This window comes from Hyphomicrobium sp. 2TAF46, assembly GCF_052114865.1.
Taxonomy (GTDB): domain Bacteria; phylum Pseudomonadota; class Alphaproteobacteria; order Rhizobiales; family Hyphomicrobiaceae; genus Hyphomicrobium_B.
In genome coordinates, this window is the sequence record NZ_JBFRFO010000006.1 from 150,088 (window position 1) to 163,229 (window position 13,142).

General features: G+C 57.5%; 15 protein-coding genes. 8 read left to right on the forward strand and 7 right to left on the reverse strand.

Annotated elements, in window-relative coordinates:
- Window positions 1-25: 25 nt before the first annotated feature.
- The gene (locus AB4Z24_RS13910; RefSeq protein ID WP_441709075.1) at window positions 26-964 is read right to left on the reverse strand and encodes a sulfonate ABC transporter substrate-binding protein; all 939 of its coding nucleotides are present in this window, start codon (window positions 962-964) and stop codon (window positions 26-28) included.
- A 350-nt stretch (window positions 965-1,314) separates the two neighbouring features.
- Here AB4Z24_RS13910 and AB4Z24_RS13915 point away from each other — a divergent pair, with 350 nt between their 5' ends.
- The gene (locus AB4Z24_RS13915; protein WP_441709077.1) at window positions 1,315-1,623 is read left to right on the forward strand and encodes a formate dehydrogenase subunit delta; all 309 of its coding nucleotides are present in this window, start codon (window positions 1,315-1,317) and stop codon (window positions 1,621-1,623) included.
- A 25-nt stretch (window positions 1,624-1,648) separates the two neighbouring features.
- Here AB4Z24_RS13915 and AB4Z24_RS13920 read toward each other — a convergent pair whose 3' ends face one another.
- From AB4Z24_RS13920 to AB4Z24_RS13935, 4 genes are all read right to left on the reverse strand, one after another.
- Window positions 1,649-3,019, reverse strand: coding sequence for a hypothetical protein (locus AB4Z24_RS13920; RefSeq protein WP_441709079.1), 1,371 nt, complete (start codon window positions 3,017-3,019; stop codon window positions 1,649-1,651).
- Between the two features lie 512 nt (window positions 3,020-3,531).
- Window positions 3,532-3,891: a hypothetical protein gene (locus AB4Z24_RS13925; RefSeq protein ID WP_441709081.1), complete on the reverse strand. Its 360-nt coding sequence runs from the start codon at window positions 3,889-3,891 to the stop codon at window positions 3,532-3,534.
- 292 nt (window positions 3,892-4,183) lie between these two features.
- Entirely contained in the window at window positions 4,184-4,399 is a 216-nt protein-coding gene (locus tag AB4Z24_RS13930) for a hypothetical protein (protein WP_441709083.1), read from the reverse strand.
- Window positions 4,400-4,653: 254 nt separating this feature from the next.
- Window positions 4,654-5,181 (reverse strand): hypothetical protein, encoded by a 528-nt coding sequence (locus tag AB4Z24_RS13935; protein WP_441709085.1) that lies wholly within the window; start codon window positions 5,179-5,181, stop codon window positions 4,654-4,656.
- 224 nt (window positions 5,182-5,405) lie between these two features.
- On the opposite strand from AB4Z24_RS13935, the gene AB4Z24_RS13940 reads away from it, so the two are divergent.
- The 4 genes from AB4Z24_RS13940 (at window position 5,406) to AB4Z24_RS13955 (ending at window position 7,831) form a co-directional block, all read left to right on the forward strand.
- Window positions 5,406-5,558, forward strand: a complete 153-nt coding sequence (locus AB4Z24_RS13940; RefSeq protein ID WP_441709087.1) for a hypothetical protein — start codon at window positions 5,406-5,408, stop codon at window positions 5,556-5,558.
- Between the two features lie 266 nt (window positions 5,559-5,824).
- Entirely contained in the window at window positions 5,825-6,157 is a 333-nt protein-coding gene (locus AB4Z24_RS13945; protein ID WP_441709089.1) for a hypothetical protein, read from the forward strand.
- 500 nt (window positions 6,158-6,657) lie between these two features.
- Window positions 6,658-7,239, forward strand: a complete 582-nt coding sequence (locus AB4Z24_RS13950) for an HdeA/HdeB family chaperone (RefSeq protein ID WP_441709091.1) — start codon at window positions 6,658-6,660, stop codon at window positions 7,237-7,239.
- A gap of 310 nt (window positions 7,240-7,549) precedes the next feature.
- Window positions 7,550-7,831 carry a hypothetical protein gene (locus AB4Z24_RS13955; RefSeq protein WP_441709092.1) on the forward strand — a complete coding sequence of 94 codons (282 nt, stop codon included), beginning with the start codon at window positions 7,550-7,552 and terminating at the stop codon, window positions 7,829-7,831.
- Window positions 7,832-7,902: 71 nt separating this feature from the next.
- On the opposite strand, the gene AB4Z24_RS13960 is transcribed toward AB4Z24_RS13955, so the two are convergent.
- Window positions 7,903-8,211 (reverse strand): hypothetical protein, encoded by a 309-nt coding sequence (locus tag AB4Z24_RS13960; RefSeq protein ID WP_441709094.1) that lies wholly within the window; start codon window positions 8,209-8,211, stop codon window positions 7,903-7,905.
- 171 nt (window positions 8,212-8,382) lie between these two features.
- Entirely contained in the window at window positions 8,383-8,640 is a 258-nt protein-coding gene (locus tag AB4Z24_RS13965; protein WP_441709096.1) for a hypothetical protein, read from the reverse strand.
- Between the two features lie 595 nt (window positions 8,641-9,235).
- Between AB4Z24_RS13965 and AB4Z24_RS13970 the strand changes: the two genes are divergently transcribed.
- The 3 genes from AB4Z24_RS13970 to AB4Z24_RS13980 all read left to right on the forward strand — a co-directional run bounded on the left by AB4Z24_RS13970 (window position 9,236) and on the right by AB4Z24_RS13980 (window position 13,133).
- The gene (locus tag AB4Z24_RS13970; protein WP_441709097.1) at window positions 9,236-9,496 is read left to right on the forward strand and encodes a hypothetical protein; all 261 of its coding nucleotides are present in this window, start codon (window positions 9,236-9,238) and stop codon (window positions 9,494-9,496) included.
- Between the two features lie 287 nt (window positions 9,497-9,783).
- The gene (locus AB4Z24_RS13975) at window positions 9,784-10,875 is read left to right on the forward strand and encodes a glycosyltransferase family 4 protein (RefSeq protein ID WP_441709099.1); all 1,092 of its coding nucleotides are present in this window, start codon (window positions 9,784-9,786) and stop codon (window positions 10,873-10,875) included.
- A 74-nt stretch (window positions 10,876-10,949) separates the two neighbouring features.
- Window positions 10,950-13,133 carry an amylo-alpha-1,6-glucosidase gene (locus AB4Z24_RS13980; protein ID WP_441709101.1) on the forward strand — a complete coding sequence of 728 codons (2,184 nt, stop codon included), beginning with the start codon at window positions 10,950-10,952 and terminating at the stop codon, window positions 13,131-13,133.
- The last annotated feature ends 9 nt before the right edge of the window (window positions 13,134-13,142 follow it).

Genomic DNA, 13,142 nt, shown 5'->3' on the forward strand with positions numbered 1-13,142 from the left:
GCAGGCTCGCTCCGCTCCGGCGGAACTACGATTGGGGTGCATTCCAGATGGCGTCCTTGACGACGATGGGCTTGGGGATCAGGCCGAGTTCGAAGTAGCGGCCGGCAAGGTGCTGCTGGGACGCTATGATCTCACGCGATAACTTCCCGACCACGAACGATGACCGGTTCGCGGCAAGCGTCTGTATTTTCAGATCGAGCCCTGTCACGGCCGCAAGCGACTTCGCGACGTCGGCGCGGTGTGCGTCGGCCCACGATGCGGTCTCGGAAAGACCGTCGAGTGCTTCCCGCAGCAGCGCGCTGTTGTCCGCGGCGAACGTCTTATTCGCGAGATAGAACGAGTTCGTCTTGGCAAGCTCTGAGGGCTTCACGAGGATACGGCCGCCGTACTTCACTTCCCCGACTGCGAAAAACGGGTCCCAGACGGCCCAGGCATCGACGCTGTCGTTCCCGAACGCCGCCGCTCCGTCAGGCGGGCTGAGGTAGACGGGAGTGATGTCGCTATATTTCAGCCCGGCTTTTTCGAGAGCGAGAAGGATGACCGTGTGCGCGCTCGAGCCTTTCGTGAAGGCTATGCGTTTGCCCTTGAGATCAGCGAGCGTGTGGATCGGTGAATTGGCTTTAACGAGGATGCCCTGCCCATTCGTGATCGATTGACCTGCGACGTAGACGAGATTGGCACCTGCGGCCTGGGCGAAAATCGGCGGCGCATCTCCCGTTTGACCGATGTCGATGCTGCCAGCGCCAAGCGCCTCGAGCAACGGTGGCCCGGAGCTGAATTCGACCCATTTTACTGTCGCATGCTCTTTTGCAAGACGCCGTTCCAGAATGCCTTGCTGACGAGCAATAACGAGAATGCCGTTCTTTTGGTATCCGACACGAACCTCATGTTGAGGTTCGGCCCGTAGGCTTGACCCGAAAATCGTTGAAGCGACCGCCGTCGCCACAAGAGCAACCTGAAGCATAAGGCGCCTGCGATCCATGAGTCCCCCGACACGCGCTGAGAAGGCCTATGGTTTCGAAGGCTGACGTCGCAAGCTCGGAACGTCTACGAAGTTTTTTCGCAATGCTTATGCGGTGTTTGCTTATTCCTTTTGGTCAAAAGGATTGCCTAGAAAGCGATCACGAACGGCCCGGTCTCTTTCGCCGGGTATTAGCTATTGCCGTCGTTGCGCGACGCACAAATGCAGCCTCAGAAATCGATCAGACAACGACTTTTGTCGATTGCAGGTCGCGCTCTTTGGATGCAATCTTGGGAACAGGGTCCGCAATAGCAGCGTTAAGCGGTCGGTGTCCTAAAGAACGAAGGTGCTCCATGGAAAGAGCCCATCTCATTCAAATGGCCAATCAGATCACCGAGTACTTCGAGGTTTATCCGAAGTCCGAAGCTCTGGATGGCATCGCCAAGCACATCCACAATACGTGGGAGCGGCGGATGCGTGATGCCATGAAAGGTATAATCGATGCGGGCGGAGAGGGGCTGAAGCCGCTTTTCCTTGAGGCCATGCACGACTATTTCAAGGGGCCGAAATCCGATGGACGGCGAGTGACCGTCGACCCGCGCAAGAAAGCACCGGAGGGCGCCCAGCCAAGTTTCGCCGACGGCGGCGGCGACGCGGGCTGACTGCTAAAGTGCGTACCGCGCTTGGTTAGGAGTCCGACGCGATAACACGAGCATTATGAAGTGTCGCCGTTGATTGGCGGCGGCTGACCTCGATGCCAGCGGCAAAAACGGCGATCAGCAACGAAACCGCAACCGAAGGCCATACGAAGCGGTATTCCTGGGATTGGATGAGAAGCATCAGGCTCGCGCAGTTCAATCCCGCCGGCAGCCAGGACACCCATAACAGCGGGTTGGCAATGATCGTCAGCCTTACTGTCGCGATCAGCCCAACGAGGAGATAGAGGGCCGGCCGGTTGAACGGACCCTTGCCGTTGAAATAGCGGCCGCGAAACCAGCGCAGCCAATTGGCGAGGCCAGGAATTTTCGATTGCGTGGTCAGCTTGAGCTGCGCCGCGAGTGCGTTCTGCGTGATTTCGAGCGGAGTGTCCGCGACCTGCTCGTGCGACCGCGCCCAGGGCCGCCAAAACAGCTCCGTCATGCAAAGCTCTTGCTGCAAGGCAACGATAGGATGCTGAATGGCTAGTGAGCCTGCGGTCGAGAAGACTTTGTCCGGTTCGATGCCGGCGTGCGAAACGCGAGGATCGTCAAAATAGAACGGAACGACATTCCCGCAAGGGACAGACTTCCACGCCTCGAGGGGCGCGATGGCGAGGATCGTCTGTTCCTGCTCGGCCGATAAATGCACATCGGAGCGGATCATCGCCGCGAGCATGGGCAGCGCAATGATGCTGCGCAGCTGAGCGGATTGCGGCGCTGCGGAGATGCTCATAAGGAGGAGCGTTTTCGACAGGACGAATGCCACGATCTGGACGACGGCGAGCGTGGCGGCAGGCACGCGTGCGGGCCGCACGGCGCAGAGGACCAGGAAGACACCGGCCGCCACAATGACACCGTTGTGGCGAAGCAGGACGAGGGCGATCCCCGCTGCCCCCGTGGCCACCCACGCCGACACCGGCAGAATGAAACCCGAGCGGGCGCCTCGGAGCAAGAGAGCGGTCAAGGCGATGAGCGCCGTTGCAAAGGGCACGTCTTTCCATAGTGTGGTTACCGTGAGGAAGTTCGGAGGGAACAGCGGAAACAGGACGGCGGCCGCCACGAGGATCGGGAGAGCAACGCCCCAGCGGCGCAACTCCGTTAGGAAGTAGCCGGTCGCCAGCGCGAAGAGCATGTAGTGCGCGAAGACCACGAAGGCCGGACTGGGTACGATGCGGTAAAACATCCAATTCAACAAAGTGCCGCTGACAGGATGTGTATCCTCAAAGTCCCAAGTCAGCAGTTGCTGCCATTGATCTAAAGAGTCTGGCGACATCTGCGCCGGCCAAAACGCCAAGTGCACAACGAGATAGATCAAGATGCCGGGGATCGCGAAAGCGATTGAGGAAGTGATGGTCCGCAATATCGAAACCCCCCGAAAATCGAGGTGCCCAACGTGGCGCTTGCCGACCCGGCACATTAGCGCGGCTTGGGCAATCCCTGTGCGCCACAGCTTATCGCCGCTTGCTCTTGGGTTCGAGAGAAACTCCCATGAATTGCGGGGAAATATTTTGCGGCGTCTGCGACAGGACTTTCATTCACATTGAGACTTTTGCGAAAGCCTCAGGCGTCATAACGGAAACCGCAGCCGGCATCTGATCCGGCTGCGGTCTTTCCTTCTAGTGTCTAAGAACGTGCACGATCACGAGCAATTCAACGCTTGCGATCATTCCCAGTAGCCAAATTAAAAGCAGCCGGGAGCCGAGCTTTTCTTCGAGCTCTTTTTCGCGCTTTGAAACCGTCGAATGCGGAGCGGCCAAAGTCAGGTCGGAGTCATCCATTTGAATTTCCATTGTTGCATGCCGCAGCTAAGCCTCGCCCAGTGGCGACGCTTGATGCATTTGCGGCGTTAGAATGATGATGAGTAGAGACAGCTCAGCCGAAAGGCGGCGCGCGAGGATCATTCGACGATTGAGCGAGATGATACGAGCCCAGTCCATGAGCCTGCCGCATCCACGTCGAAAATTCACTGCGAAGCTCTGGCTCAGCCGCATGGCCGCCGGTCGCGTCTGCGGAATCATGACCGTTCGACCCAGCATCCGATTTGATGAAGGATTGAAAATTCGAAACGATCTGGAGCCGTGAGGGCGCGACGAAATTCTCGTCCTTCGTCCCCCAAGTCGAGACGTGCGGAGGCTTAACGTCTGGAAAGCTGGAGGCGACGTTCGGAGCCTGGCTCGCCGTTAGAGCAAAGCACGCCCAAATCAGAATACGTAGCAGCGACGAGAAGGACATACGCGCTTCTATCAAACATCGTGCGACGTATCCAGGTTTGGCACGCGATTTTCTTCGGTCCATTCTTCGCGACACCGCCGGCGTCTGGGCAAGTGCGACTTTATGCTTGAACCGGGCTGCTACGACGAGAGGGATCGCGAGAGGTGCAGAAACGCCATTCGAAGTCTGGTCCCAATCCGAATATTTGGAGCGAGGCTTCTGGTTGATATGAACCGGCAGTGTCGGCGTTGCCGCGCACACTCCCGCGACCGAGATCTAAATCACACCGTATTGCGACGGACGCATGTAACGATCAATGCTTAGTGCCGTGCATTGCGAGATGAGCTTTTGCTGCCTCTTCGTGATGTTCTTTTGCGTGGATATGATGCGCCTCTGCCAAATGGGCGTGATGGGCAGCTTTTTCGTGCTGGCCTGCCTGGTGGTGCTTGGCAGCTTCCTTGTGGTGCTGGGCAGCCTGCTCGTGATGCTCGGCGGCTTTTTGGTGATGTTCGTGAGGTTTCTGAGCCATTTTTTGAGTATCCTTCTTCCAATCAAAAAGGTCTCTCTAAGCCATAAACGATAAGCTCGGTTTGTAATGGTTGGTCGCTTTTGATTATATGCATTTGGCCTATGTCTTTCGGATAATACTTGCGTATCCGGAACCGCGCGCCGACAACAAATGCAATTGTCGCGTCGCAATAGCGCGCAATAAACTTCGCATGGAAAGTTAAAATAAGAGAGATTGTGTTTGCAGATGACCAGAGAGACATCCCGAGGTCTGCGTCACCACTGCCACCACGAGCATTGAAGTAGCGGGCTTCCGTCTGCAGGTCTCCTGTTCGGAGGACTGCCTCTTGGGATCCGCATGCGATCCCAAAACTCCGACGGCCGGACCAGCCAAACGCGCGTTTCCATTCGAAGCCGCTCGATGAGCTTTCCGTCGCAGGTCAACAGCGCCCCGACGCGAGCCTGCTCGCATTCGGCAATGATTTTCCCGTCGCTCGCACCTACGCGATAGGAAACGAGTTCCTCCGTGCGCTTAGCGAGGAGGGCCTCCTGAGGAGAAGGCTGGATCTCGGAAACTTGGCTCAGCGCCCAGGCGATGTGGCAATCGCGTTTCGCGTGATTGGGTATCGCCTCGTATTCGACTTTGACTGTGGGCACCAAATGGAAACCGGCTTCAGGCGGCATCCAGAGAAATATTCGGACGAGGGCGAGCTTCTCTTCGGCTAATCGTCCCGAAGGTTGCTCCGGGGCCGCGTTCATCGCCTCGATCCAATAGCTGAACGCATTGGCGTCCAGTGCAAGCATCCACCGATCCGAACCCACGGTTGACTGTTCTCCAGCTATTCGTCTCGTCCAGTGCCCCGAGCAGCATCATAGAGTAACGGCCGGTCGCCTCGCCTCGAGTCCAGCCGATCGTCAATTCCCCGTCCTTCCGCCGGTATCGATATATCGCGTCGGGTGGCCGAAATCACTTAACCGGCCTTCGGTTCGACATTCGACGAAACGCCCTCGACTTGAAGGATCGCCCTGTGGCAGACACGGGGGTCTCGGTGATCGGAGGTCCAATGCATCGCCACGCCAAACTCTTTGCCATCGCTTGCATCCTCGTCGCGATTGGGTTCGTGGCCGGCCGGTACGTCATGTACAATCAAGCCGCGCACTACGACGCCACACATCCGTGATCCGACCCATGCCTCCGCCGAGCGGAACTCCAACGCCGAATTCGCGGAGCTTGCATTTCTGCTGTTCGATCCGAGGTTTCGGCCACCGTGATCATGTCCATTCGTAGGCGCGCGAGGAGCATCGCCGCGATATCCTCGACCGAACTCACAGATATTTTTGCGGCTCTACGCTTTATCCATTGTCACCTTTTGAGCCGCCGATAGATTGACCTCAAGGGACTGCGGAAATCCCGCTCCTGAAGCCGAGAGGCTTAGAGGTACCCGACATGGGAAGCTACAGAGCAATCGTCATCGTCGAGCGCTCGACCAATCACCCAATGCGTTTTTGCGATACGCGCCGCAAGAGAAGCGGCAGCGCCTACGTCTTTGGATCATACGGACAGGCACTCGCCTTCGTGCAGGAAACGAAGGTCAATTCTGTCGTTATCGAGTTCGACGTCGAAAAGGAAACTTTGGACTTCTGCGACGCCGTCAAAGCCCTCAAGGTCCCGATCGTTGTTTCGGCCGGCAGTTTGGAACCTCACGACCTCACGCAGTATGGGGTAGATGGAGGCGAGGTCATCTATCCCGCGGGCACCTCCCGACGAAAGGCGTCTTAAGGCAGGATCAGCGTTCGCGGTTATGACTTCTCGTTTGGTTTGGAGCCGCTCGGCCAGCCTCCAAGCGTGCGCATGATCGCGTCGAGCGCAGCTCTGGAGGCCGCGAGATGTCGGCGTGTTCGCGCCGAGCTAGCGTTCATGCGTTCGGCAAATGATAAGGCCTGCTTGTCTCTGATGTCTTTCGAGATCCGGAAATCGACCCAGATGACATTGTCCCGAAACAAGGCAAGGGCGGCCCTTCAACGCTGTGCTCTGAACGCGACGTGCAATCAGCGTGCCTCGTTACGGATTTATCGAATCCTTCGGCACCTGCAAATGAACGGCGTGAACTGAGCAAATGGCCGTTGTGCGATCGGTGCGTCGTGCTCGATCCAAGTTCTTTCACGCGTGTGCTCCCGGCGATTATTAACCTCTTTGCACTAGCGTCGTCCTGCTGGGGATCATCCCGCGTCTCCGACCCGCAAGCTGCGCCGGTCGGTGGTTTCATCAGGGGCCGTTCGATGAAGAGTGTCTTCCTTTCTGTTCTGTCGTCGTTGTTGATCTGGGCAATCTTTCCGCTCGCGGCAGCAGCCGACCCGATCGACGTATCGACAATCAGCTGCGAGAGATTGATTTCGGCCTATGAAGCGAAGACGCCGAGCGACCTGTCATTCGTCAACGGCATTCTGAATTGGATGGGCGGATATCATGCGACCGCCGAACAGGGCACGGTCGTTGATTGGGACAAACTATCCGACGCCTTCAATAAAACAGTCGTATTTTGTTCCGAACATCCGGGAATCGGCGTGCTATCGGCGAGCGAAAAGTTTATGGGCGACAACATCGACGACGCCAGCCCCCAAAGCTACGACCTGGCAATCGTCACATGCGAAACGGTTTTGACGAACAAGGATGTGCGCAAGAATATCGGTGATACGTTCATGTGGCTCGCTGGCTATCATGCTAGCTACAACAATGGCTCGACGATCCTGGATATTGAGAAATTCATTAAGCAAACGAGTGATATCGCAGATTATTGCGAGGCCAATCCCAAGGCGAGCTTGGTGACGGCCGCCGAGAAATTCATGGGTGAAAACGAGTAGGTCGTAAATCTGCGATCGCGAGACAGAGGAGCGGGCTGTCCGCTCCTCTGCCATTTTATTTGCCGCAAACTGATAGGCGAGCCGGCAAACGGCTTTCTGGAATTTCAAGCGCCAATTAATTGACTGCCAATATGCGATAGCTATTCCGATAAAGTTTTCTGGCGCCGTCGCAATCCGGAATTAACGACCGCACCCACCTTACGAAACTGTATATCGAATCAGCCGATTTGTTCATCTATGCGACAGGCGAAGCACCCTATGACAGGGGCCAACGTCGAAAGAGACGTTTCGAAAAACTAGGAGCCTAAAAATGAAGACCGCTATGACAGTGGCCCTGGCCGCCGCCGCGATGATGCTTGGCGCAAGCGTCGCGAGTGCAGCCGAAAAGCCGGTGAAACATGTGCACCACAGCCATCATCACCAGGCGCATGCGACGCATAAGCCCACGAAGCACTATGCATCGAAGCCCACCCACAAGCACATCGCCTCGAAGCACTCTCACAAGCACGTCGCTTCCAAGCACACCAAGAAGCACTATGCGTCGAAGCACACGCACAAGAAGGTCGCTTCGAAGCACAAGCCTGTTGCTTGAAGATCATGAGGTGAGCGGCGCTTGCCTCTCACCTCAACCTCGCCTCGCCCGCATCTCGTAAGGGTGGCAAATCAGCATCCGCGACGCTGCATGCAAAGGCCGTACTGGCGACCGTCGGTACCCCACTGTCCGAAGCATGCGTGACGGGCCTCGCGACAGCGATTGGCATTGGGATCAGGGGGAGGGGCATTGGTATTTCCCAAGGCTTCCCACGGCACGTCGACGAAGACGCCGGCATCCGGACCCCATCCGCCGCCGCTACGCCCGTGCGTCGGCTGAACAAGCGAATTCTCTCTCGGGCTGGCCATTTCAGCAGAAGCTGTCGCCAGGCCGCCCGCGATCATCGCGCAAGCCGCAAGGGCGATTGCTATGGTCTTCACTGTCTCTCTCCGAATGAAAATGAGTGCGCGCACCATCAGCGGTCAGATTGACCGGAACTGATTATAAAGCGCTCTCCGCGGCGCAGAACTTTCGCGCACGGTTTCAGAGACTCGAACGAGCGCTCCAAAAAGAGACGGAGGCGCACTCTTCGGCGGTAAGTAACCCGGCGGCTAATCCCGCGCGCTTTGAAGGATAGCGTCGCTCAGCATCTGCGATAGACCGATCAGCTCGTGCAGGCCCGTCTTGTCATCCTGCAAAATTCCGAGAGTGACGTTCTGGCCGTCGGCATCGACGCTTGCGTAGCAAATCGCTTTCAGGTCGCCGCATTCGGCGCGGGCCAGAAGCTCTTTCAGTCCAGCGATAATTCGCTGCTTTTCTTCCAACTCTTTCTTTGCGCGCTCACCACTCAGAAGAACCAGCTTTCCCATCGGCTCACCTTCCGCATCAGCAACAGAAGTTCAGTCGAAACCCATGCTGGCACGCGTCGGGCCCAGCCGTCTTCAGTCCTCCAGGCGTTGCGCCCGGTTTTAGGAGCGTCGGACGTTGGTTGCTAAGACAAGTGTTACACGGCGGACTCGCAGGTCTTTGTCGGTTGCCTTGTTTTCGATGAGACCCAAAGGAATTCTATCCACTTTCGCAGCAGATGGCGGCAGGCGAAATTTCATTGCTCCGTGATCTCGCCAATCCGATCGAATCGCCGTTTCGTCGATGCGCCGAAATTCGGCGCACCCGTTCGCGCGTCATCATAATGTCATTCGTGAACCTCATCGCGCCGCCCCATCTTGATGAGTGCCCCGACAAACGCAATGTTAGCCGCTAACAGACGGGAGCGTTCGGTATCTCCAGATTGCCCAACGGCTGCCACGTGGATCACCCAGAATTTCTGACGCGATTCGGGGACCAAACCCGATGTTTCGGCCGTTGCGCGGGTCCCGGTTTCTAAGAGTGCATGGGGGATGGGCATTCAGACACGTTGCCACTACGGGCGTCTCGCATTATCGATCGGGGGGAAACGGAGGCAAAATGAAAACGACTCTTATACTTGTCACTGTTGCGGCGCTCTTCGCCTCGCCCGTCCATGCGCAAACGCGCCTTCGTTCGCCAACGCTGACGCAGCCAGCCGCGCCGATGGTCAGAATCCCGCCGTCGAGCCTTCCTGATTCCGGCACGGCGGGCTCCGTTCCATCGCCCACTACCTCGACGTATCCTGCGCCGATCAAGCAGAACTACGATCCGTTCTTCACCGATCCGACGCAGCGGAACCCGAATCTCCGCAACCGGTAGTATCTCGCGTCGAATTCGTAAGCGCTCGGTCCGAATTTTTTGCATCCGCACGTTTCGCGTTTTCGGGCGGTCGTTCGGTGATGTTCGTCGTGGCCGCGTGCACGGCTCACGCGCGTAGGGAGAAAGTTCCCTACGCCATCCGATGTCTCTGAAGGAATGCTCAGCGCCGCGCTCGTGTGTGCGTGGTGCGATTCATCGAAACGCCGTCTGTCATCGCGCCGCATGTAATCGGGGAACGATTCAAGCACCGCTACGTTAAACTTTCCGACCACGGGAAGGACGTACGCATGAAGATCGCACAGGTCGCGCCCTTGATTGAGAGCGTTCCGCCCAAACTTTACGGGGGAACGGAGCGGGTTGTTTCATATCTGACTGAAGAACTCGTCGCCCAAGGTCATGACGTAACGCTCTTTGCGAGCGGAGATTCCATAACGTCGGCAAAACTTGTTTCGTGTTGTGAGCAATCGCTGCGGTCCAATCCGGAGGTACGCGATCCAATTCCTTACTACATGATGATGGTCGATAAGATCCGGCGCATGTCTTCGGCCTTCGACGTTATCCATTTTCACATCGATCAGTTTCAGTTTCCCGTCTTTCGCACGATCGCACAAAAGACGTTGACGACGCTCCATGGACGTCAGGACCTTCCGGACCTTCAGCTTCTCTATCGCGCCTTCCCTGAGATGAGCCTTGTGTCCATTTCGGATTCGCAGCGAGAGCCCATCCCCCATGCAAAATTTGCAGGAACGGTCTATCACGGCCTGCCGCAGGCGCTTCACCGTCCGACATTCGATCCACGCGGCGGTTATCTTGCATTCCTGGGCCGCATCTCGCCTGAAAAGCGGCTCGATCGCGCCATTGAAATCGCGCGCGCCGCCGGGTTCCCCCTCAAAATCGCGGCCAAGGTCGACGCGGTCGACGTCGAATATTTCGAGGAAAAAATTAAACCTCTGCTTCAGGGAGACGATGTTCATTTCGTCGGTGAAATCAGCGACCGGGAGAAGGCAAAATTTCTAGGAGAGGCTTCGGCCCTGCTTTTCCCGATCGACTGGCCGGAACCTTTCGGCATGGTCATGATTGAGGCAATGGCATGCGGAACCCCGGTTCTAGCATTCGATCACGGCTCTGTTCGAGAGGTTATCGACGAGGGCATAACCGGCTTCATCGTAGATAACGTCGAAAACGCCATCGCCACGCTGCCGAGCGTCCTGGCGCTGGATCGCGTGAGAATTCGTGACCGGTTCGACGAAAGATTTACGGCCGGATCGATGGCGAAAGCTTACGTTGCGCTCTATGCACGGGCTTTTGCGACGGCAGGCCGCGTGCCGGCATCTCGCAGCGAAGAAATCACCTCACCCCACGAAACTCTCGTCAATTGACGCAGTGGCAGCCGCCATCGAAAGCGTCTAATATTTAGCTTGGCGCGATCTTTTTTTGAACGGAGTTTTTTGCGATGGCAGTCGCGCCATCCCGGCCACCTGATCATTCTCCCGAGCACGAGCCTGAGCGGATACACGCTGAGGCTGACAGCTCTCCGCGCGCTCATGAAACGCTGAAGCACGACGATGCATTCGTCGTCGTCGACACGCATGGTGACATTGGCGCATTCGGCAACCACGCGGACGGCTTCTTTTATAACGATACAAGGTACCTATCTCGTCTCGAGATGCTGATAGCGAGACGTCCGCCGTTGCTTCTCGGCTCGACGCTCGGCCGGCTGGATCTCCAGCTCTGCTCCGATCTGACAAACACCGACGTCTACTCGAACGGCGCCCTTTGGCTGCACAAGGACGTCGTCCACGTTTTCAGAACGACCTATGTCCGTGACGCCAGCTTGCGCCAGCGGCTGGTCTTCACCAACCATTCGAATATCGATCTCTATCTGCCCGTCACGATCTTCTTCGATGCCGATTTCTTGGACATCTTTGAGGTGCGGGGCATGCGCCGCGAGAAGCGTGGAACGGTTCGCAGGCACGTGGAATCTCCGCATTCCGTCGGGTTTTCGTATTCGGGTCTAGATCGGGTCATCCGTCAAACGACTGTCCATATTGATCCTGAGCCCGTCTCGTTGAAGGAGACGTCGGCGTTCTTTCGCCTCCATATTCCTGCTAAGGGATCGCAGCGCGTTTACGTAACATCGGTGGCGGCCGGCGATCGCGCAAAAGTCCCATGCACTCACTACGTCAAAGGATTGCTGGACGCGCAACGCCACCTTCGCCGTTCGGAGAGCCAGGCAACCAGTATCGAGGTCTCCCATCCCGATCTCGACAGCGTGCTGAAGCGCTCGCTGGCGGATCTGCGATTGTTGATCACCGAGACGCCGGACGGACCTTATCCCTACGCGGGGACGCCTTGGTATTCGACGACGTTTGGTCGGGACGCGCTGATAACGGCACTGCAAGTCCTCTGGCTTGACCCGTGCATAGCCCGCGGCGTCCTTCGGCGCCTTGCTCGTTATCAGGCTCAATCGCACGACGCCGCCGCCGACGCCCAGCCGGGCAAAATTCTCCACGAGATGCGTAGCGGCGAGATGGCGGCGCTGCGCGAAATCCCCTTCGGCCTCTATTACGGCAGCGTCGATTCCACGCCGCTCTTCGTCGTCTTGGCCGGAGCCTACATCGAGGCGACCGAAGACAAGGAATTTCTCCGCGAAATTTGGCCGGCAATCCTCAAAGCGCTGGAATGGATAAACGGGCCTGGTGATCCGGACGGCGACGGCTTTGTCGAATACGCCCGCGAAACCGAAAACGGGCTGTCGAACCAGGGATGGAAGGACAGTCACGACGCAATTTTCAATAGGGACGGAACTCTCGCCGAAGGGCCGCTCGCGCTGGTCGAAGTGCAAGGCTATGTGTACGAGGCGAAGAACGCAGCGGCACGCATGGCCAGGATGCAGGGCGACGACGATCTGGCCCGCCGTCTCCAGGCTGAAGCGGCCGCTCTTCAGAAGCAGTTCGAGGAAAAATTTTGGTCGCCTGAGATCGGCACATATGCCCTGGGCCTTGATGGCCGAAAGAGACGTCTCGATGTCCGATCGAGCAACGCGGGCCATGCGCTGAGTTCGGGCATTGCGTGTCCCGAACGGGCGATGCGCGTCATCGAGCAGATGCTGTCGCCGGGTTTCTTCTCCGGCTGGGGCATCAGAACGATCGCGAGCACCGAGGCGCGATACAACCCGATGTCTTACCACAATGGCTCGATCTGGCCGCACGATAACGCGATGATCGGCGCAGGCTTCGCGCGCTACGGACGATCGGATCAGGTCGACACCGTCTTTAATGGCTTGCTCGATGCCGCGCTGAATATGTCGCAAAGGCGGTTGCCGGAACTGTTCTGCGGCTTTCGTCGCCGTGCGGGCCGCGAGCCGATCCTTTATCCGGTCGCCTGTTCGCCCCAAGCTTGGGCGAGTGGCTCGATGCCCCATCTCTTGAAATCGTTGATGGGCCTCAAAATCGACGGTGCCACCCGCACCATCACGCTGAGCGCTCCGTATTTGCCGGAGCGCATTGGCGAAGTGACGGTTCGCAATATGCGGGCAGGCGCGGGTTCTGCCGACTTCATTTTGCGCCGGAAGAACGGCGGCGTGTCGATCGACGTCACAGATTGCCGCAACGGCGCAAAAGTCGTGCTGGCATAAAAAATTTGT